This is a genomic window from Rhizobium sp. F40D2, assembly GCF_051810745.2.
GTDB lineage: Bacteria > Pseudomonadota > Alphaproteobacteria > Rhizobiales > Rhizobiaceae > Rhizobium.
In genome coordinates, this window is the sequence record NZ_CM131436.1 from 4,298,457 (window position 1) to 4,318,095 (window position 19,639).

The 19,639-nt window shown below is 59.3% G+C and carries 18 protein-coding genes and 1 pseudogene; 5 read left to right on the forward strand and 14 right to left on the reverse strand.

The window, feature by feature from the left end:
• Window positions 1-27 precede the first annotated feature (27 nt).
• The 7 genes from ACS4RS_RS20930 to ACS4RS_RS20960 form a co-directional block, all read right to left on the reverse strand.
• A complete protein-coding gene (locus ACS4RS_RS20930; protein ID WP_439009422.1) occupies window positions 28-330 on the reverse strand; it encodes a hypothetical protein in 303 nt (100 codons plus the stop codon).
• A complete protein-coding gene (locus ACS4RS_RS20935; protein WP_439009421.1) occupies window positions 327-2,201 on the reverse strand; it encodes an AAA family ATPase in 1,875 nt (624 codons plus the stop codon). Before ACS4RS_RS20935 ends, ACS4RS_RS20930 begins: the two co-directional genes overlap by 4 nt.
• Window positions 2,198-2,821 (reverse strand): hypothetical protein, encoded by a 624-nt coding sequence (locus ACS4RS_RS20940; protein ID WP_439009420.1) that lies wholly within the window; start codon window positions 2,819-2,821, stop codon window positions 2,198-2,200. Before ACS4RS_RS20940 ends, ACS4RS_RS20935 begins: the two co-directional genes overlap by 4 nt.
• A 246-nt stretch (window positions 2,822-3,067) precedes the next feature.
• Window positions 3,068-3,979: an HNH endonuclease gene (locus ACS4RS_RS20945; protein WP_439009419.1), complete on the reverse strand. Its 912-nt coding sequence runs from the start codon at window positions 3,977-3,979 to the stop codon at window positions 3,068-3,070.
• Window positions 3,980-4,052: 73 nt separating this feature from the next.
• A complete protein-coding gene (locus tag ACS4RS_RS20950) occupies window positions 4,053-4,502 on the reverse strand; it encodes a hypothetical protein (protein WP_439009418.1) in 450 nt (149 codons plus the stop codon).
• A gap of 89 nt (window positions 4,503-4,591) precedes the next feature.
• Entirely contained in the window at window positions 4,592-4,948 is a 357-nt protein-coding gene (locus tag ACS4RS_RS20955) for a hypothetical protein (RefSeq protein ID WP_449313809.1), read from the reverse strand.
• Between the two features lie 413 nt (window positions 4,949-5,361).
• Window positions 5,362-5,538 (reverse strand): DUF3606 domain-containing protein, encoded by a 177-nt coding sequence (locus tag ACS4RS_RS20960; protein ID WP_439009417.1) that lies wholly within the window; start codon window positions 5,536-5,538, stop codon window positions 5,362-5,364.
• A gap of 293 nt (window positions 5,539-5,831) precedes the next feature.
• Between ACS4RS_RS20960 and ku (ACS4RS_RS20965) the strand changes: the two genes are divergently transcribed.
• The 4 genes from ku (ACS4RS_RS20965) to ACS4RS_RS20980 all read left to right on the forward strand — a co-directional run bounded on the left by ku (ACS4RS_RS20965) (window position 5,832) and on the right by ACS4RS_RS20980 (window position 8,539).
• A complete protein-coding gene (gene ku / locus ACS4RS_RS20965) occupies window positions 5,832-6,740 on the forward strand; it encodes a non-homologous end joining protein Ku (protein ID WP_439011793.1) in 909 nt (302 codons plus the stop codon).
• A gap of 15 nt (window positions 6,741-6,755) precedes the next feature.
• Entirely contained in the window at window positions 6,756-7,568 is an 813-nt protein-coding gene (gene ku, locus ACS4RS_RS20970) for a non-homologous end joining protein Ku (protein ID WP_439009416.1), read from the forward strand.
• 4 nt (window positions 7,569-7,572) lie between these two features.
• Window positions 7,573-7,836 (forward strand): hypothetical protein, encoded by a 264-nt coding sequence (locus ACS4RS_RS20975; protein ID WP_439009415.1) that lies wholly within the window; start codon window positions 7,573-7,575, stop codon window positions 7,834-7,836.
• Between the two features lie 64 nt (window positions 7,837-7,900).
• Window positions 7,901-8,539: a hypothetical protein gene (locus tag ACS4RS_RS20980; RefSeq protein WP_439011792.1), complete on the forward strand. Its 639-nt coding sequence runs from the start codon at window positions 7,901-7,903 to the stop codon at window positions 8,537-8,539.
• Window positions 8,540-9,426: 887 nt separating this feature from the next.
• On the opposite strand, the gene ACS4RS_RS20985 is transcribed toward ACS4RS_RS20980, so the two are convergent.
• The 6 genes from ACS4RS_RS20985 to ACS4RS_RS21010 form a co-directional block, all read right to left on the reverse strand.
• Window positions 9,427-10,422 carry a tyrosine-type recombinase/integrase gene (locus ACS4RS_RS20985; protein WP_439009414.1) on the reverse strand — a complete coding sequence of 332 codons (996 nt, stop codon included), beginning with the start codon at window positions 10,420-10,422 and terminating at the stop codon, window positions 9,427-9,429.
• Window positions 10,419-11,339 (reverse strand): tyrosine-type recombinase/integrase, encoded by a 921-nt coding sequence (locus tag ACS4RS_RS20990; protein WP_439009413.1) that lies wholly within the window; start codon window positions 11,337-11,339, stop codon window positions 10,419-10,421. The genes ACS4RS_RS20985 and ACS4RS_RS20990 overlap by 4 nt, the downstream gene beginning before the upstream one ends.
• Entirely contained in the window at window positions 11,336-12,568 is a 1,233-nt protein-coding gene (locus ACS4RS_RS20995) for a tyrosine-type recombinase/integrase (protein WP_439009412.1), read from the reverse strand. Before ACS4RS_RS20995 ends, ACS4RS_RS20990 begins: the two co-directional genes overlap by 4 nt.
• A 65-nt stretch (window positions 12,569-12,633) precedes the next feature.
• The gene (locus ACS4RS_RS21000; RefSeq protein WP_449313810.1) at window positions 12,634-15,933 is read right to left on the reverse strand and encodes an error-prone DNA polymerase; all 3,300 of its coding nucleotides are present in this window, start codon (window positions 15,931-15,933) and stop codon (window positions 12,634-12,636) included.
• Entirely contained in the window at window positions 15,930-17,441 is a 1,512-nt protein-coding gene (locus tag ACS4RS_RS21005; RefSeq protein ID WP_439009411.1) for a Y-family DNA polymerase, read from the reverse strand. Before ACS4RS_RS21005 ends, ACS4RS_RS21000 begins: the two co-directional genes overlap by 4 nt.
• The gene (locus ACS4RS_RS21010) at window positions 17,362-18,114 is read right to left on the reverse strand and encodes an ImuA family protein (protein ID WP_439009410.1); all 753 of its coding nucleotides are present in this window, start codon (window positions 18,112-18,114) and stop codon (window positions 17,362-17,364) included. The genes ACS4RS_RS21005 and ACS4RS_RS21010 overlap by 80 nt, the downstream gene beginning before the upstream one ends.
• Window positions 18,115-18,434: 320 nt before the next feature.
• Between ACS4RS_RS21010 and ACS4RS_RS21015 the strand changes: the two genes are divergently transcribed.
• Window positions 18,435-19,205, forward strand: a complete 771-nt coding sequence (locus tag ACS4RS_RS21015; RefSeq protein WP_449313978.1) for an SOS response-associated peptidase family protein — start codon at window positions 18,435-18,437, stop codon at window positions 19,203-19,205.
• 53 nt (window positions 19,206-19,258) lie between these two features.
• On the opposite strand, the pseudogene ACS4RS_RS21020 reads toward ACS4RS_RS21015, so the two are convergent.
• Window positions 19,259-19,549, reverse strand: a pseudogene (locus ACS4RS_RS21020) (thermonuclease family protein); the annotation flags it as partial.
• Between the last annotated feature and the right edge of the window lie 90 nt (window positions 19,550-19,639).

Sequence of the window (19,639 nt, forward strand, 5' to 3'; positions counted from 1 at the left end):
CGAAATCGGTTTCTTCCTTAAGGAGTATCACTGCGTGCGACGCCCCATCACCTCCGCCAAGGTTGGCGGAGGGTCGGCGAGGATTTCAAGAAGATCGGTGAACGAGATCAAACAGACTTCGCCCTCTCCATGAACGTCGATAAACCGTGGCGTTCCGGTGAGCGCGTCTACCGACATCGTCAGCAGAAACCTCCTCGCGCGTCGAACGGTAGCGGCGTCACCGCCGACGTCCTTCAGCACTTGGGCGATCAACTCCTTTCGGCCGACAACCGCCTTGCACTTCAGGCCCTTTACGACGAGCTTCCAGGAAGCCTCTTGTACATCCGTCATGGCTTCCTCTCCTGCCCTTTCATCGACAGCATCCGTGCGACTTCCGCCCCTTCCAGACGTCCAGTCGCCGCGAGCTGTGACGCCACCAGTTCGATGATGTCGGCATGCTCCTCGACAATGGCTCTCGCGCGCTTCCACTGCTTGAGAAGAACCTTTTCCACGCGCTCACGTACGGCAGGAATTCGACGACGAATTTCGTCCAAGTCTGCGGAAGAACGTGCTTGGAAGTATCCTAACGTCTCGCCCATGCCGAGTTGGACCTCCATCGTGGTTGCGAGGTCGGTCGCCTTGTGGATATCGGATCCCTCGCCGCCGGATCCTTCGAAGGCGGATCCGAGAATGACCTCTTCGGCCAGCCTTCCTCCCAGCAGCATCGCGATCTGGCTCAAGAACGTTTGTCTGTCCCGCTCGACGTCGCTAGGTAGAACGAAGTGAACGAAACCCGCGGCCGCTCCGGCCCTAGGGACGTCGCGGGCGACCACGATGGAATCCAACCTTCCGACCGCGACTTGGATACCGACGACTGCGTGGCCTGCCTCGTGCACAGCCACCGTTCGCCGCCGCTCCCCTTCGATTTTCAGCAAGGGCGGCAACACTGACAAAGCCAGGCCGACCGTGATCTCAGTTCGGCCCCTTCTCGCCCGCCGCCGGATATCACGTCCGATCCGTTCAAAGTCAGCGCCGCTGAATCCGGCGGTGGCATGGACGAGCGTTTCGAGATCGGTCTCGGTCATGTCATCGCGAATATATTGCCGGCACAGCGATCGTCTTGTTTCGGCATTCGGAAGGAGGATGGCGACATGCCGATCCAACCGGCCAGCCCTCAAGAGAGCCGGGTCGATTTTCTCGGGATGGTTCGTTGCTCCCACCACCACGACGCCCTCAAGACGATCATGTCCGTCGACAAGCTCCAACAGGCCGTTTACGACCTGGGTCGAGTATTCGGCGTTGTGGCCCCTGAACGCTGCCCTGTCACCGATGCTGTCGAGTTCGTCGAGAAAAAGAATGCACGGCTTCTTTGCAGCAGCCTCGTGAAAACTCTTCCGCATGGCCCCCAGCATATCTCCAAGGTGTCCCATCGACTGCCAACGACTAACGGACGTCGCCACGACCTCGATGCCACAGGTACGCGCCAGCGCCGAGGCGAACAGCGTCTTCCCCGATCCCGGAGGCCCGCTGACCAAAATGCCTCGGTCGACCTCCGACCATTGGATTTCACCCCTGCCCCAAGCTCGAAGATCCTCCGCCAACGACAGTCCCCAATCTCGGGCCTCCCCGTAGCCCTCGAGCTGGTCGAGGCCCGGACCCGAAGGTGGCGAACCAGGCGCGGGGCGGGACGCCTCAAGACGCTCCAGAACCAAGTCGACGGGACGTCCGGCGCGCAGCGAGGCGAACACCGACGCGAGAGGGTATTCAAGAAGCTTGGCCGCCTGGCCGATATCCAACGTCCGTCCTTCGACTTGCCTGACCGCGGAAACGAGATGGTACGGCCGGACTGGATGCACGTCCACGAGCATGTCCGCAGCGGCAACGATGTGGGTGGGCACCTTCAAAGCGGAGGGCCACAGGAAGATGACAGGACGACCGATGTCGAGAGCGTCTTCCAGGTTCCTGACGTCGAGAACGCCCCTACGCGTGACGTCTGCTCTGAAAACCAGGAAACCAGCGAGTTCGGGAGTGCGCTTAACCAGCAGCGCCGCCGCGGTTTCATAGCCTCTTACATCTGCGTTCGAAGGCAACCTCAAGATGACCACGGTCTGCCGGGTGCTCACCCTTTTCCGGAAGGCGCCTCCGAGCCTCATCGCAGCCTTCAGCGCGACGCCGTAGGTTGCGCTTGCAGCGGTCATAGTAGCGGAGCGGGGCAAGTTCATCGCGCCACCTCGTTGCTGTGACGGCGGATCATGGTTTCAGGCCCGATCAGCGCCTCGTCCAAATCGACGCAAATGAACCGGTGAAGCGTCATCCAGGCGATCGCCGTCAGAGGCGGCACCTCTCGGAAAAGGTGGAACGTTTCGCCGATCGTCATGGACCCGGCCTCGTCCAATGCGGCGAGCAGTCGTACGCGATCGTTGAGGGGCGTGCGATGCCGTGCATAACGAAGCAGATCCCTGGCATTCTGAAGCCGATGTCCGGAATAGATTTCACCCAGGGTAACGAACCGGTGTCGCCGCTTCATACAGGCGAGCGTCTCCGTTACCGCGGGGTCTCCGAAGAACTCGGCGACGTCCAGAAACTCACGTGTTCCATCGAAATGGTCGACCATGAAATCGACCACATGTACCCGGTCCTCGACGTGGGCGCCGAAGCAAAGGCAGGACCAGGCGACGACCGTATCGTCCACATCCAGCAGGCAGCCAAGATCGCGAGCGATCTGGTTCCTGAACGCAGGTCGATCAGGGCAGCGGACGGTTGATAGGGGAAAGAAGGTTTTTAGCGACGCTTCACGAAAGGCAGCGTCGAGAACGGAGTGGTCAGCAGCATGCTTTTCCATGTTCGAAAATCCAACACACGATGATACCGGCCGCGTAAGCAGCGTTCAGTTCAACGGATGGTGGATATTCGAAACTCGTGTGCCATTTTGGAACATATAGGGAACACATTTCAGAAAGTCAACGGCCTAAACGCGCCGCGCAGACGTCGAACAGCCCCGATGAGCATAAAGGACTTGTCTCTTCTAAAACTGTGCTACCCGCCTGCATCACGGTAGAACCAGCTTCGGCGATGAGCGCAGGTTGCCTCACACCGAACTAAACCTTTCTCGATGCCGCGCAACATAAGCCGGATGAGGCCACAACTTGTCGTCGGCAGGCAAATGGATTCGATCCATCTGCTTCGCGAACAGCGTCCTGAGCTCCAACGGGACCTTGTTGTGTGAAACGAGGATCCGGTAGTCGTCAGTCAGCGAAATCAGATGCCTGTCGAACAGCCAGTGGACGGTCGCGGAAAGAGCAATTCCGTTCTGAACGACGTCCGGCCCACCGTCCGCCACCGACCATATGTGGGCGGCTTGCGCCTCCGATTTGCCGCCGCCGTTGACGATCCTCAACCCCGTAATCGCACATCGGCTGTCGTAGGCGTCGCACACCTTGCGTCGGAAGCTGGCTTCTCGGATCTTGCGGTTCATCAGGATCTGGTCGATCCGGCGCTCCTGTTCCTCGAGCGGAAGATTGAGAAGTTCCCGCGTTGGACCATCGACGTGCTGCGGATCAAGTTCCAATCTGATGGCGTTGTCGGGCATCAAAGTTTCCACGAGCCCAGCTCGCACGATCGCCGCAAAGTCCTCCTGAGGAATTGTTCGGATTGATTTGCCTTGAAGAAATGCGCCGACGCGGGTGCGATCCGGAATCGACGACAGGGATGTTTCCCAATAACGCCCGTCGCGCACGAACGGCACTGGCTTATCGAACTCCTGGTATTCAGCCATCACGGCGTAGGCATGGCCGGGATTGGCAGAGTCCTGTTCGATGGCCACCACTCTGGCGGTGGCCACGTAAGCTCGACGTCCACCGTTCCGCTGTGGCTCCCGATAGACGATCCGGCCGCCGACCAATGTCTCAGCGACGGCGCGGTACGCCTTGGGAAAGTGGTATCGGAACGCGATTTCATCGTCATAGCCGGAATCACGCTTGGTGTCGAAGATGCCCTTCAATGTCTGCCCCTGCCCTAACCTTCAAGTTCAACGCAAACTGTCGCACACGTGAGCCACACGTGTCCGTGAAGCATCAATCCTGGTTTGGGATCGGCTTCCCCTCGTAGCGCACGCGAAAGTTCCTCCTGTGAAAATCCTGCTCAAAGCAAACGAACACTAGCTCCAGGTCGTTGGCACTGTCGCGCTTGCCGAGAAGGCTGAGCGTAACGACGACAACACCGCTATATCCGCGGGTCAGGCGGAAGGCCGCGTTCCGGATGTCCGTGGCGTCCGGATCCTTCCGGTCTTCGCGGCGCTCGTAGATGACCCAGAAACGGGCAACGTCCCAGGTCTGCCGGAGGATTTCGCTGACCTCTGACTTGAACTCTCCGGCATGCATTGCCGGCCCCCAGGAAAGTGCAGTCTCGCCCCCATCGCTGACCGCATTGAGGTAGCCGTCATATTGGTGGGCGCCTGACAGCGCCTGTTCAATCCTCTCGAACGCGGAGTTTTCGCTGATCGTTGTCTTGAAGAGAATGGCCATTTACACTCGGCACGTTGATGAGAGTACGAGAAGTCGCCTAGGCGGGCAACGGACATCTGGTTGGGAAACGTCGCGGCCAGCGTCGCCGATCATGAACTATCGCTGTTCCTCGACCCTGACCGCGTCAAGCTGACAATCGTCCCGCTGTCGATTACGATCCATAGCGTCCGGACCATGTCAGCCGCTTCGCGAAGGATTGCCGAGACGTTCGCATTCGAAAGTGTCGCGACGCCATTTGCGGCGATGTCCAAACGGACGATTGCATCGCGTTCGGTACCACTTCCAGGGATGCCAGCTTCTTCACGCAGATCGCGCACGGCGGTCGCCGCACGAAGCAACAAGCTCTCGATTTCGCCGGCAGGCAGGCGCTCGACTTCGTTCGCCGCCCTCACCAGTTCTGCAACGGATCCTGGAACGCTGCTCCCCTCCGCAGTAATCGTCATCATCCCCCAAGATTACCGCCGGGCTGCCACCCGCGCGTGTAGCCCCTACTAATGCATGCCCGAGCGATGGCAAGCTGTTCGCACAGTCGTTCGCGATCCCTGAGCAGAGCATCGATTGTCGCCCGCGGATCACCTCCGTGCCAGGCCATGGCTGCGTCGACGGGGTTTGTTTCCGGTGTCGTATGAGGTTCAGCAAGCATGTCGGATCCTTTTCAGGTCAGCGGAAGCATGCTCGGGGATATGTTGCGGCAGCGAAGCAGCCAATGCAACGGCGCGACGGCGCGAGCATGGACAAGCTAGCCAACCGGATGAGTCGCCGCAAGATTTCGCTCAGGGCATAGCAGTTTACAGTCTCTGGGTGTCCGGCCCCTTTTAAAGGGCCAGACACGAGTGAAGCAGAGCTGAACTTTGGCAGTCTAGTGGCGGCCGATTTCGGCTTCCACCTTCTTTCGGGAGTTGCCTGCGTTCTTGATCGCCTTTTTGACGGTATCCTTCGAGACACCTTCCTTCTTGGCTTCGTGCTTGACCTCGTGGTCCTGCCCTGCTGCGACTTTCGCGCGATCCTGAGCGCGTCCGCGGGATGACTGTGCCATTGAGCTTCTCCTTCGATTATGAATCGCAGAAGAAACTCGCAGGGATTCTGGTAGTTCCCAGGAACACGGCGACGTGGTTGACCGGAGGCTGCTGGTGGCCGGCCATCTCAGCGATGGTGCTGTTTTCTGCGATCATTGCCTTTATCAACAATCCTTCGTGCAACCAGACAGAGAGACAACTCACTACCTTAAAAAGAACCCCTAACTCATTGAAAAATGATTCGTCTCATGTCGGAACGAATCGCTTTGACACGTCTTTGAATCGCGACCTAAGTGATTCGGAGGGTGCATCCATGGCATCGGGACATCGGGCCCAGTGGAAGGGCTTCTTACGGTTCGGCGAGGTAAGCTGCGGCGTGGCGCTCTACACCGCCGCCAGCACGTCTGAGCGCATCACATTCAACACGATCAATGCGAAGACGGGCAACCGGGTCAACCGCGTCTACATCGATAGCGAGACCGAGGAGCGCGTCGAGCGCGAGGCCCAGACGAAGGGTTTCGAGATCGACAACGGGCAGTACATCATAATCGATCCTGAGGAAGTGGCCTCGACGATCCCGGAAAGCAACAAGACGCTGGAAGTGCAGGCGTTCATCCCCTGCAGCGAGATCGACGACATTTTCTTCGACAAGCCGTACTACGTCACACCGGATAAGATGAACGCCGACGCCTTCGTCGCTCTCCGCGAGGCCATGAAGAGGTCCAAGGTGGCGGCAATCGCGCGTGCCGTCCTCTTCCGGCGAGTCCGGACGGTGCTCATACGCCCCCACGGCAAAGGCTTGATCGCCACCACGCTCAACTACGACTACGAAGTCCGCTCCTCGAAAAAGGCTTTCGAGGAGATGCCGAAGCTGAAGATCGAAGGCGAGATGCTCGACCTCGCAAAGCACATCATTTCAACAAAGAGAGGCGAGTTCGATCCTGCGACATTTGACGACCGCTACGAGGCCGCCTTGGCCGAGCTCGTGAAGGCCAAGTTAGAAGGCAGGGCGCTTCCAAAACCGGAAAAGGTCGAGATTTCGAAGCCGAACGATCTGCTGGCCGCCCTTCGCGAGAGCGCCGGGCTGCTCCAGGCCGCAGACAACAAGCCGAAACGCACTGCCGCCAACGCCAACAAAGGCATTGGTCGGGAGCGCGCCGCGCGCGGAGTAGCCTCGAAAGCCGCCCCTTCCGGAGCTGCTCCGCGTCGCAAGGCAAGCTAACGGGAGACCGGGATCATGGCACCTCGCTACTATTGGAAGGGGTATCTGAAGCTGTCGTTGGTCACATGCCCCGTTGCGATGACCCCGGCGACGTCGGAGTCCGAGAAAGTTCGCTTCCATACGCTGAACAAGTCGACCGGGAACCGAGTGGTTTCGCAATACGTCGATTCCGTAACCGGGAAGCCCGTCAAGGACGGAAACGAGGCAAAGGGCTACGCGCGCGGCGAGAATGACTATGTCATCCTGACGGACGACGATCTCGACCGGGTCGCACTGGACACGGTGAAGACGATCGACATCGAAAAGTTCGTGCCCGCAGACTCCATCGAGTGGACCTATCTCGAGAAGCCCCATTACCTCATGCCTGACGACCCGGTCGGCAATGAAGCGTTTGCTGTCATCCGCGACGCCATGAAGGTGGAGAAGGTATCCGGCGTCTCGAAGCTAGTGATCGGCCGCCGCGAACGCGCCGTCATCCTGGAACCGCATGATGAAGGCATCGTTCTTTGGAGCCTGCGGTTCGGCGACGAGGTGCGGCCAGAGGATTCGTACTTCGAAGATATCGACGATAAGGCGGATCCTGACCTCGTTCCTCTCGTCCAGAAGCTCATCAAGCAGAGGTCGGCGCACTGGTCGCCGGAGATGGCCAGCGATCCTATCCAGACCAGCCTGCTCAAGCTCATCGAGGAGAAGAGGAAGGCGCTGAAGCCAAAGAAAGCGGTCAAGGGTAAGGCATCCGAGATTGCATCGAAGTCCAACGTCATCAACATCATGGACGCTCTCCGGAAGAGCCTCGAAGCGGATCTAAAAGGCCGGAAGGCAAGGTGATCGCATGCATTTGACGAACACCAAAGTTGCCCATGAAGACGGCGGTTGGCGCGTTGACTTCATTGGTGACGACGGCGATGCCGTTACCGTCCATGTGGCCGATGCCGCCTATATCGATGAGGAGGCTGCGGTCGAACGCGCACGCGCCATCATGGTACAGTTAACGGCGTTCGGTACCCGAGGCGGTGGTCGGAGCGTGAACACCTACGATGCCGCCAGCAATGGCAATTTCGACGACGATCTGCCCCTGCTAGATACCCGGCACTGATTATCAGCCATCCATGACAGGCAGCCCGTTGACGCTCGCCCCTCCCGATGCCATTTGCTCCAGTATGCCCAAGACGAAGACAAAAGCGCATAGCGATGATCCTGAGCTGATCAAAGAGTGGTCGCTCCCGGTGGAGGCGACGCTTGGATCGGCTGTCAGGGTGAAGGGAATCCTGCAGGAAATACGGTCTCGCCTGGCTCCCGCGGTCAGGAAGTCGCTGGATATCCAGTCGGGCGAACTTACTCTCGTCATGCCGGAAACTTCGAAGACAGCGTTTCGCGCGACCTCTTCGATTGTCTCCGAATCCCTACAGGGCATAGCTGACCTTCCGATCATCCCGCGCGAGATCGAGGACATTCTGGGAATAAACTCCTCTGAAAGGAAGCGCTGGTTGGAGGACGGGCGTCTTCCAAGCGCTGGAACTCGAACCGTCAGGCTTCAGGGCCGAGCGCGGCGGATCACTTTCCACGTATTCGATCCGCGGGTCGTCGAAGACCTGCTCAATCGCGGGGCCGTGGATGAATGGCGCGAGGAAGACGCGTCGGCGAAAGCAGAAAACCGGAGGCGCGCCGCCTACCAGGCGAAGCTGACGCGTTCATTGAAGAAAAAACAGGAAGTGAAAGAAGCTGATCCCCAGGCTGAAGATGCTGCGCACGGCTTGAGAGGGTGGGACGAGTTCGGCAGCGAAGGTCTGCTTCGGTAACGTCAAGCGCGCGGCCGGCTCTGAACTCCCTAAGTGGCGCCTTACAGCGGCCTTAGATCGCATACTCGCACGATCTGTCGCCTTAGTGGAAGTTCCTGCTCTTCACCCTGAGCGTGTCGATATGCAGATCTCTGACTTATCCCGAGCCGGATACTATGCCGAGCGCATTCCCCAAAGCTCGAGATTTCAGGTGAAGCGCCTGGCAAGCTCGGCATAATATCTCGCACTGAAAGGCAGGATTCGGCCCATTGCGGGCGTTAATTCCAGATAAGCGTTCAGCTTTTGGCTTCTGCAGCAATTATGCTGAATACTGGTTCCGCTGGACTAACGACGTCTAAGCAAGTGTTGCCAGTAACGAAACGATAGTGACACACAGGACCGAAATGGGAGCCGACTGTGGATTTCCAAATTTCTGATTGGGACTTGTAGAACGTCGCTCCCTCGACACGATAAGCAAAATGCTCACTCACCAGCCCTTTGTCGGGACCGTCCTCGTACTCCGTACTCAAAGGAAATTCATCTACAAGCCGGACAATGCAGGGACCGGCAAACGTAACCTGCAGCAGATGCTTGGCATCGTCGCTGTAGAAAGTAGCACTGGATTGTCTGATTGGTTGCCCAATTAAACGAATGGAGATCGCTTGCTGTGGCGCGGATGACAAGGCCAACCTCTATTGGAAAATATTCCCCCAAAATGCCGCTCTTTAAATTTAAACTCGCTGAAATGTAGCAATACAAAATGACGTCCGCAATTGGCGCATTCTTGCCATCGATGCTGCAGCGGTCTCCTGAAGATCAGTCACATCCTACGTCCTCCAGCCTCGGAAGCGTGCCTGCGGGTTAACTGACATCGCGGCCGTCGCCGCGATGTTACTGGCCAATAGAGGTCAAAGCTTCTCCAGGAAGGAGAGCAGGTCGTCTCCGGCCCTGAACCGACCTGGTGAACAATCATGGAAAGGCTCGATCTTCGCGAGCGCGGCCTCCTTGATAGCCAGATGCGCGTGTAGATATGGCTGTGTCGACTTGGTGGATTCGTGCCCGAGCCACAAGGAGATAACCGTGCTGTCGACGCCCGCATCGAGCAGTGCCATCGCCGCACTGTGTCGAAGAACATGGGGCGATATTCTCTTTGCGCGAAGCGAGGTGCAGGTCTTCGACGCAGCCAGTACGTACTTCGCCAAAAGGTATTGGACTGCATCCGGGCTCATCCGGCCACCGTGAATGGTCGGAAACAGGATCATTCCATTTACGATGGGCGGCTCATCCAACCACCTTGTGAGTGCGGCATTCAGGACTTTGGTGATCGGGGTGCATCGCTCCTTACGACCCTTACCGAAGCAACGGATATATCCCGCGGTCCCGACCGTGATCGCAGCCCGGTCAAGCCCGACCAGCTCGGACAGGCGCATTCCTGTTTGCACGGCGGTCAGCAGCAAGAGGTGGTCTCTGCGACCGAGCCAGGTCTTCCGGTCTGGGGCAGCGAGAATTGCGTCGATCTCTGTCCTCGTGAGAAACTGGACCTCGCGCTTCGCCCCGATCTTGCCTGGTATCGCGAGGACACGCTGGATTTGGCCGCTATAGGCAGGCTCCTCGAACGCTAGGAAGCGAAAGAAGCACCGGATTGCCGTCAGCCGAAGGTTGAAGGTCGCCGGACTGGCATGGCGCTCCAGGTCCAACTCGTCGAGGAACGCTACCACCAGCTCCGCATTGAAGTCATCCAATTGCAGATCGGACGGATACCTGCCGGTTCGACGATGGGCGAACTTCAGGAAGAGTTTAAATGTATCCCGATAGGAGGCGATTGTGTGTGGGCTGACATTACGTTGGCGGGCAAGACGCTGGGTAAAAAAGCGTTCGATCAGCCTTGGGAGAGGATTTGTCATTGGACGGCCTCCCACTTGGCTTCCAGTCGACGCTTTGCTTCATCCAGGAGATCGGGATGGGCGCTCAGATACCAGTAGGTCGCGTCGGAATGATTGTGCCCGAGATAAGTCGATAGCTCCGGCAAGCGTCGGTCGATATCTTCGCCTGCCTGATACCAGGTGAGCAATGTCCGAACGGCGAAGGTGTGCCGAAGGTCATGTATACGGGGGCCGCTACGCTCGTCCGCTTGTCGCAGGCCCGCCCGACGCGTCCATAGGATGAAAGAAAAGTGCGGGTTGGCATGGATCAGAGCTTTCCCGCGATCTCCCACGAAAAAGTAGTCGCTCGCCTGCCTGATCGGCTGTTCGTCTCGCATAGACGCATATCGTTGAAGCGCCAACGTCGTGCTCGGGTGCAACGGGACGATACGGGTCTTCCCGAACTTCGTCGCGCGGATCGTCAACGTGCCCGTTTCCAGACCAGCGTCCGTCCGGAGCAACCGCGCCGCCTCGGAGAACCGAAGCCCGGTCGACGCCAGCAAACCGAAGAAATAGTGATAGGTCGGCCCCCGGAAGCTTCCGGGATGAAGGTCGATCATTGACTTCATCAGATCAGCGATCTGTTCGTCAGAATAGACGAATGGGCGAGGCCTTCGTTGTGGGGGAAAGATTTGAGAGGGCGGTATCTCTGTCAGGGGGTCGACCACCTGAACATGGCGGGCAAATGATCTGACGGTCGACAGGCGCGATGACCACGTCGCAGGTCCACACTGGTGGCCTGCCCAATCGACTGCAATCTTTGCGGTGATCCGCTGCTCCCCATGAGCTGCCGCATATCGCACGAAATTGCGAAGTCGGCTTTCCTGGCTCTGGAGCTTGAACCCAAGCGAGCGTCGCAGGGTCAGGTATTGTTCAAGGGCTTCGGCCATCTCCATCATAGGACTTCTCCTATCCATGGCCGTGAAAGAGATCGAAGGCGCTCGATATCGAACTTGGCATATATCCGGGTGGTGCTAGGGTCCTTGTGGCGAAGGAGCTGAGCAAGTTCGGTCATGCCCACGCCCGACCTAACGGCAACCGTTGCAAAGGTGTGCCGGAAGATATGGGCATGGTGAGACCTGGTGCCCGTAACCCCCGCCCGCTTTAGGGACCTGCGAGCGATCAGAATGACCGGCGTCGCCGTCGCGAACGGCGTGCACGGGGTTACAACCCTATGAAATATCGTCCGGGACCCGGATATCGGCCGCCCGTTCAGGATGTAATCCGCGATTGCCGCTCCGACATCACTCGGTAAAGGCATGGTCGCAACCCTGCCGCCCTTGCCATGAACCCGAAGGAGCCCGGACTGCCAATCGATATCATCGAGCGACAAAAGGGCCACCTCGCTTGCACGCAACCCAAGCCTCGATAACAGCAGGAGAACGGCATGGTCTCTGCGTCCAGATACCGTGGAAAGATCGCAGTTCTTCAAAACGGCATCGAGTTGCGCGACGCTCATATATGCAGGCAACGTCGAGAAACGCAGGTTCCTCGGGCTCGGCACTGCCGCAGATAGGTTTTGCTCGATGTGTCCTGAACTGTGCAGGAATCGAAGCAAAACCCGGATGTGCCCGAACCAGGTTCCAAGGCTGTTGCTTGAGCAACCCGCAAAGCTTCTGGTCAGATAGGCCCGCACTTCGATGTGCGTGAGTTGAGAAATATCTGAATGATCGTCCCAGACCCCCAAAAGAAAGCGACGGGCACACCACATGTGTCCAGAAATCGATTGCTTCGAATAGCCTCTGCGACGGAGTTCCGCGCGGTAAAGAGCCAAGACCGCCTCGGCGTGGTGCGCTGGCTCCGCCGCTGGGCACAGGGCACCAGCAGCGACAAGCTCGACCTGCAGCCGTCGCAGCGTCGCTCGATTGCCATTCTCAAGCTTCCCTTCAGCTACTCGCCTGGCGATAAAAAGGCCGAAATCAGCAAGCTCGATCCTTCCAGGCTCTGCCTTGTGGTGATCGATCTGGAACTTGATGAAACCGCCAACGAGCCGGACAGATCGGATGATGGACTCCCGAGTGTAGCCCTTATCCATCATTGATAGGACGAGGGCATCCACACTTTGCCGATGCGGCCAGTCTTCGATCAGCTTCCAGCACTGCATCCCCGCGAAAGAAGGTACGGTCATTTATGTCGTCTCCGCTAAGTTGAAGTTGCGGAGACAAGCTACTATGTCGAGCCAGTGAGCTTGGTTTACCGGAAATCTCGGGCTTTGGGGAATGCGCTCGGCATAGTATCCGGCTCGGGATAAGTCAGATTATGCCGAGTTCGGCATAACGGCACAAAGATATCTCGCGCCTGCGGCACTGTCTTCGGCCTGTCTCGTGAATCGGGGCTTCCAGCGGATTCGTGCGCGAACTCGTCTCCCCTGCCCGCCGGCAACTTGAATTCGCTGTCACGGTCGGCCAAACCAGACAGGTCGCCAGACAGGTCGAAGAGCATCTGCGCGACGAGATGGACGACCTCTCCCTCGCGCTGTATCCGGCCATTGATGGCCATCATCGAAGACCCGAGCACGACACGGCGCCGCTTTTCAAAGAGCGACGGCCAGACGACGATGTTCGCGGGCCCAGTTTCGTCTTCGATCGTGATGAACATCACTCCTTTCGCGGAGCCAGGCATCTGCCGGACTAGGACTAAGCCGGCGGCCATGAGCCAGCGACCATCGCGCGCATTCATGGCCTCCGAGCAGGTGACGATGTTTCGTTTCTGCAGATCCCGGCGAAGGAACGTGATCGGATGGTCGCGGAGCGTCAGGCCAACGTGGCCGTAGTCTTGGACGACGTTATGTCCTTTGGTCATCTGCCGCAGATGGACTTCAGGCTCTTGCTGCTCCGGGATCACCTTTGCCTCGCGCTCGGCAGCGGCAGCAAACAGTGGTAGCGGCTCGTCACGCAGCGCTTTGATGGCCCAGATCGCATCGCGCCGCTGAAGTTTGAGGGATGGTAGGAAGGCATCTGCTTCGGCAAGTTGGTCGAGGGCCTCCGTCGGCACATTCGACCGCCGCCAAACGTCATCGACGCTTTCGAATTCCCCGTTCATGCGGGCAGCAACGATCCGCGCCGCATCGGCAACCGCCAGTCCCCTGACCATTCGCATGCCGAGCCGGACAGCATCACGATCGCCACCGCCGATGCGCTCGAGCGTGCAGTCCCACCGGGATTTGTTGATGCAGATCGGGCGGACCTCTACGCCGTGATTTTTGGCGTCGCCGACGATCTGAGCCGCCGCATAAAAACCCATCGGCTGTGAGTTCAGCAGTGCCGCGCAGAAGACATCGGGGAAGTGACACTTCACGTAGTTGCTCGCATAGGCGATGAGAGCGAACGATGCCGCGTGGCTTTCCGGGAATCCGTATGATCCGAATCCTTCGAGCTGGCCGAATGTCTTCTCCGCGAATTCTGATGAGTAGCCATTTTTGATCATCCCCGATACCAGCTTGTCCTTGAACCTGGACACGCCGCCCGTGAACTTGAAAGTTGCCATGCTCTTCCTGAGTTGGTCGGCCTCGCCGCCCGTGAACCCGGCGCAGACCATGGCGACCTTCATGGCGCTCTCCTGAAAGAGCGGGACACCCAGCGTCCTACCGAGAACCGCTTCCAGTTCCGGAGTTGGATATTCAGGCTTCTCCTTGCCCTCGCGCCGGCGAAGATAGGGATGCACCATGTTGCCTTGGATCGGGCCGGGCCGGACAATTGCGACCTGAATGACGAGGTCGTAGAAGGTCTCCGGCTTCAGACGCGGCAGCATCGACATCTGCGCCCGGCTTTCGATCTGAAACGTTCCGAGCGTGTCGGCCTTGCGGATCATCGCATAGGTGGCCGCGTCCTCCTGAGGGATCTTCGCAAGATCGAGATCCTCGTCCTTATGCTCCCGGATCAGATCGAATGCTTTGTTCATGCACGTCAGCATGCCGAGCGCGAGCACGTCCACCTTCATGAACTTGAGCGCCTCCACGTCATCCTTATCCCACTCGATGATCTGTCGGTCCTTCATCGTCGCGGGTTCGATGGGAACGAGATCGTCCAGCCTGTCATGAGTGAGGACGAAACCGCCGGGGTGCTGCCCAAGATGGCGGGGGGCTCCCATGAGCTGCCGGGCGAGCTTCAGGGTCAGCGCAAGACGACGGTCGCTGGGATTGAGGTTAAGTTCCCTGATGTTCTGGTCAGGCAGTTCCTCGGACCACGACCACATCCCGGATGACAGCGCCTTGATCACGTCCTCGGGCAAACCGAGGGCTTTGCCGACATCTCTGATTGCGCCTTTTGCCCGGTAGCGGGTCACCGTCGAGCAGAGAGCGGCCTTGTCCGTGCCGTAGGTCTTGTAGATCCACTGGATGACCTGCTCGCGGCGCTCGTGCTCAAAGTCCACGTCGATGTCAGGTGGTTCATCGCGTTCCTTCGAGACGAAGCGCTCGAACAGCAGGTCGTTCGTTTCCGGGTCGATGCTCGTGATCCCGAGGATGTAGCAGATGGCGCTGTTGGCAGCCGATCCCCGCCCCTGACATAAGATGCCCTGCGAGCGGGCGAACTTCACGATGCTGAAGACCGTCAGGAAGTACGGTGCGTACTTCATCTCCTTGATGAGGTCGAGTTCATGGCGCACCGCTCGCAACACCTTCCGCGGCATGCCTTCGGGATATCGGATCGGGATGCATTCGCGGACGTAATGCTCGAGCGACTGCTGGGCACTCATGTCCGGGACGATGGCTTCCTCGGGATACTGGTAGGTCAACTCTTCCAGCGAGAACTTGCAGCGTTCCACGACCTCCATCGTGCGGGCAAGCGCCTCCGGATAGCGTGGGAAAAGGCGTTCCATCTCCTCGGGTGGCTTCAGGTGTCTGTCGGCATGCCGCTCGCGCTCAAAACCGACCTCGTCGATCGTGGTGTTGTTGCGGATGCAGGTGACCACGTCCTGGAGCTGGCGGCGGCTGGGTTCGTGAAACAGCACATCGTTCGTCACCACGGTGCGAACCTTGAACTTCGCTGCGAGGTTCGAAATCTCGTGCAGGCGCAACTGATCGTTTGGCCGGCGGCGGAGAGCGAGCGAGACATAGGCCCGGTTGCCAAAGATCTCCGACATCTTCCGGAGCTGGACGGCGCAGGTGTCGTCAGGAAGATCTGGCACAAGGATTCCGATTAGGCCCTCGGCGTAGAGCGCGACATCGTCGAGATGAAGGATGCAGTTGTTCTTGCCGCCCCTGCCCTTGCCAAGGGTCAGCAGGCGGGTCAACCGGGAATATGCGCCCCGGTTCGTCGGGTAGACGAGGATCGACATTCCGTCCTGCAGGTCGAGCCGACAGCCGACGACAAGTCGGACACCCGTGGCGCGAGAGGCTTCCAGGGCGCGGACGATCCCGGCGAGGCTGTTGCGGTCAACGACGCCCACGGCCTCGATCCCAAGCTCCTTGGCGGTCGCGAACAGCTCATCGGCGCTGCTCGCGCCCCGAAGGAAGCTGAAATGTGTCGTGACCTGGAGCTCGGCGTACTTCATGCGAAGATTCCATGAATGAACCACTTGTGGGATCCGGTCTCGGGATCGATGCCGTCCCCCGACCGGAAGATCCAGTAGCGCTCGCCAATCTCGTTCTCGATGACGAAATAGTCGCGGACGGCGTCGAACTCGCTGTCGCGCTTCCACCATTCTCCGAAGACACGCTCCGGCCCATCGGCCCGTTTCACGTTATGCTTCCTTCCCCGCCACGTGATGCTGCGTGGCGGATGATCGGGCAGCAGTGCGATCGCCGTGATATGATCGGGACGATCCAGCAGCCGGACGGGTCGCCGCCAGTGATGCAGCCAGCTCCCTTCGATCTCGTCGACCGCCGGAGCTGTCCGGGCGACGCTGCGTTCCGGAACATCCGATGCCACGGGCGCGACGCGGTAGACCCGCTGGCCGCGATTGCCCAAGATGTCGATCAGCGGCGTGATGTCGGACGTCTCTTCCTCGACAAGCGAAGACGACTTCTGCTCCTCTTCAAGCGGCTCCGACATGACGACGACGAGCGTCAGCTTCTCGATCCCAAACCCCGGCTCAATCTTCTCGGTGCGATCCCTGAAAAGTTTCGTCAGCCAGGTGACATCGCGCGCTGGCTTGGCTGTGCCGGCGCGGATCGCCTGTCGGGTGCCGTCGACCTTTTCGACGATAAGGTCGGTGCGGCGGACCCCGAGGCCCTTCTTCTGAAGCTCGCCGACGAGCTGGACGACGAGACGTCCGACATACTTATCGATGGTCTCGGCGGCTCCGATGGGTTCGGCGAAAGCGCGCGAGACCTCTACCTGTTCGGGATCACGGATGGGATCGATGGGCTCGGAGACGCGGCCGAACATCTGATCCAGCCTCCTGCCGATCTCGGGACCAAACCGCAGCGCCAGCGGAGCGCGGGCGGTGTTCGCAAGCTCTCCGACGCTCTGGAAGCCCAGCGTCCGCAGATCACCGACGATCTTTTCCGGGAGTCGCAACAGCGATACTGGCAGATTCTCAACCGCCTTCACGGTAACGCCACGCGGCACGATGACGATCTCCCGACTGATCGCACGTGCGCAGGCGTGAGCTGCTCCCCGCGTATCCGCCACGGCGACGCGGGCCGTCAATCCCTTCGCGCGGAACTGATTGGCGACGCGAGTGAGCATCGGCTCCTCGCCACCCTGCAGATGGTCGGCGCCCTCGGTATCCATGACGATACCGTCAATTCCATCAATGGCGACGATCGGGGAGTAGACGCTCAGCGCCCACAGCGCGATCCGTCGAAGCGCAGCGGCGTCGGCGGCAGGATCCGCATCGACCAGCATCAAATTGCGGAAAATCGCCTGCGCCTTCGCGGCAGGCATGCCTGCGCGCACTCCGGCCCTCCTTGCGGCATCGTCGGCTGCGGAAACCCAGCGCTTTGACCCCGACTTTGCGATGACCGCGATCGCTTGCTCAGGCGGAATAGAAGGATCGGTCCGACGTACTCGATCGGTGGCCAGATCCGGGAGATAGATGGATACGACCCTTGTCATTGCAGGCTCCAATTTCAAACTCAGCACGCTCGCCCGCACGCGATCTCATCAATTCCAAAAGCCACCTTGCCCGACCGACCCCAGGAACCGGAAGGTCCTCCGATGGCAGCACGCTGACCCTCCACCTAGTGGTCGAAGCGGTTGGCTGGCCGAAGTCGCTAGCCTCGGTCTGACGCCTCCAGCGCCTTACGGCGATGGCCATTGTTCCGGTCTTCTCTGCGGCAAGCTGTAGGCGGCGCGAAGCCGTCATCGGCAGCCGGACGAGTTCGCCCACGACTGCCCCGAGGCCGCCGTAGGATAGACACTCCTCCATGGATGCCAAAACGTCCTCCTCCTTGTCGCCTTCGACGAAGACTACCCGCTTGGGATGAAGTCCGGCCTGCGCCAACGCAGGCATGAAGAGATCGGGCCTTGTCAGGCACCAGGCAATCTGTCCCTTCGTGCGCGCAGCTATCCCGGCAGCGAACAGAGCTGCGGCCGCACCGTCCACAGTGCCCGTTCCTCCACCTGCGAATTCATGCAGCGCGCCATGAGCGAGACCGCCTCCCGGTAGAACGCAATCGATCTCGGGCACGCCGAACGGCAGACAGCCGACCCGCATCGCCACTCTACCGTCGAGAGCAGCGATGCGTTCGCGGAGGTCAGCAAGAACATGCTCGCGGGCAGCGGACATCGTTTGCAGATCCTTCCGAAATCGCGATGAGAATAGGGGACGACTTCATGTCATAAAGCGGATGTTCTCGGGATGTTCCTTCCCAGCGGCGACGTCAAGACAGGCAGAACCAGGAAATTCGTCTCACTATTTTAGGGATTCAAAAGATTTCCTCATTGAATCAGCGGCGTAGGCAAGACTGCAGACAATCGCTCCAGAAAATTTTTTGTCAGGCCAAGAATTGGAAGAGCAGCGACATTTCCAATTTTCGCGAGAGGCATGGTTGGCAGTCATCGAGCTGCCGGTTACGCTCCCTTCCCGAAACGACCGTGAGGTGGCTGATGTGCAATCTATACCGAATGGAAGACAAGGACTGGATCAGAAAATGGGCGATCGATGCCGAGAGCATGATCAACCTGATGCCTGCCTACCAAATGAACCCGGACCAGATGGGTCCAATCGTCCAGAATACGATGGATGGCCGCAAGCAACTCGTCCACGCGCGATGGGGCTTGCCCTCCCCGCTGTTCGTCCAAAAGAAGGCGGCCGAAGACCGCGCCGCAAAACGGAGAGCGAAGGGCGAAACGGTTGACCTCGACCAACTCATCCGGATGGAGCCTGATAGGGGCGTTACCAACATCCGGAAGCTCAATCTCCCGCACTGGAAGCGCTGGTTCGGCATCGAGCACAGGTGCATCGTCCCCGTCACGACCTTCGCCGAACCAGATCCCGCTAGCCAGGAACCGGGAGGAAAGATTCCCAATTCGTGGTTCGGCCGAGACGAAAGCAAACCGCTCATGTTCTTCGCCGGCATCCACGTGCCACGATGGGAGAGCGTCCGGAAGGTCAGGGACGGACTAACGACTGACGATCTCTACGGATTCCTCACGACTGACCCGAACGATGTCGTCAAGCCGATCCACGAAAAGGCGATGCCTGTCCTACTGCTGACAAAGGAGGAGACGGACGTCTGGATGTCGGCACCGTGGGAAGAGGCCCAGCAACTCGCGCGGCCGGCATCGAACGATGCGATCATGATCACGTCGCGCGAGCCGTACGGTTCCACTATCGTTTCGAAGGAAGGCGAGACCCTGCATGCGAACTCGCTTTAACCGCGTTGTTCGAGCGTTGGTGGGACGTAACGTCGCCTGCCGAAGTCAGCGGCTCAGCAGGCTGCCTTCCGCTTTGATCTCGATGCCCTTGCTTCACATGGAAGTTCGAAGGTCCCCCGCCAGATGCCCGCATGTGCGGATTTGGCAGCAATCTGATCCGCTTTGAACGCGCCGTTCGAATATCGCACCCAATCGATCACCCAGCCACGTCGGACCAGCCAGGAATTCACGCTTGTCCCGTCCGCTCTAGTGCAATCGGCAACAACGCGGCCGTATCTGTCCGTGTCGTGCGCCTTACAACTGGTCGGGCGCGATTTCGATAGGAAGTCGTCCAACGCGAACGCAGCTTCCTTACCTCAACGGTAGGGCTTCCTGGCGCCGTCCTGGCACACCTGCCAACTCTCCGGCGCGTCGACACCGTTCAGCCTAATCCG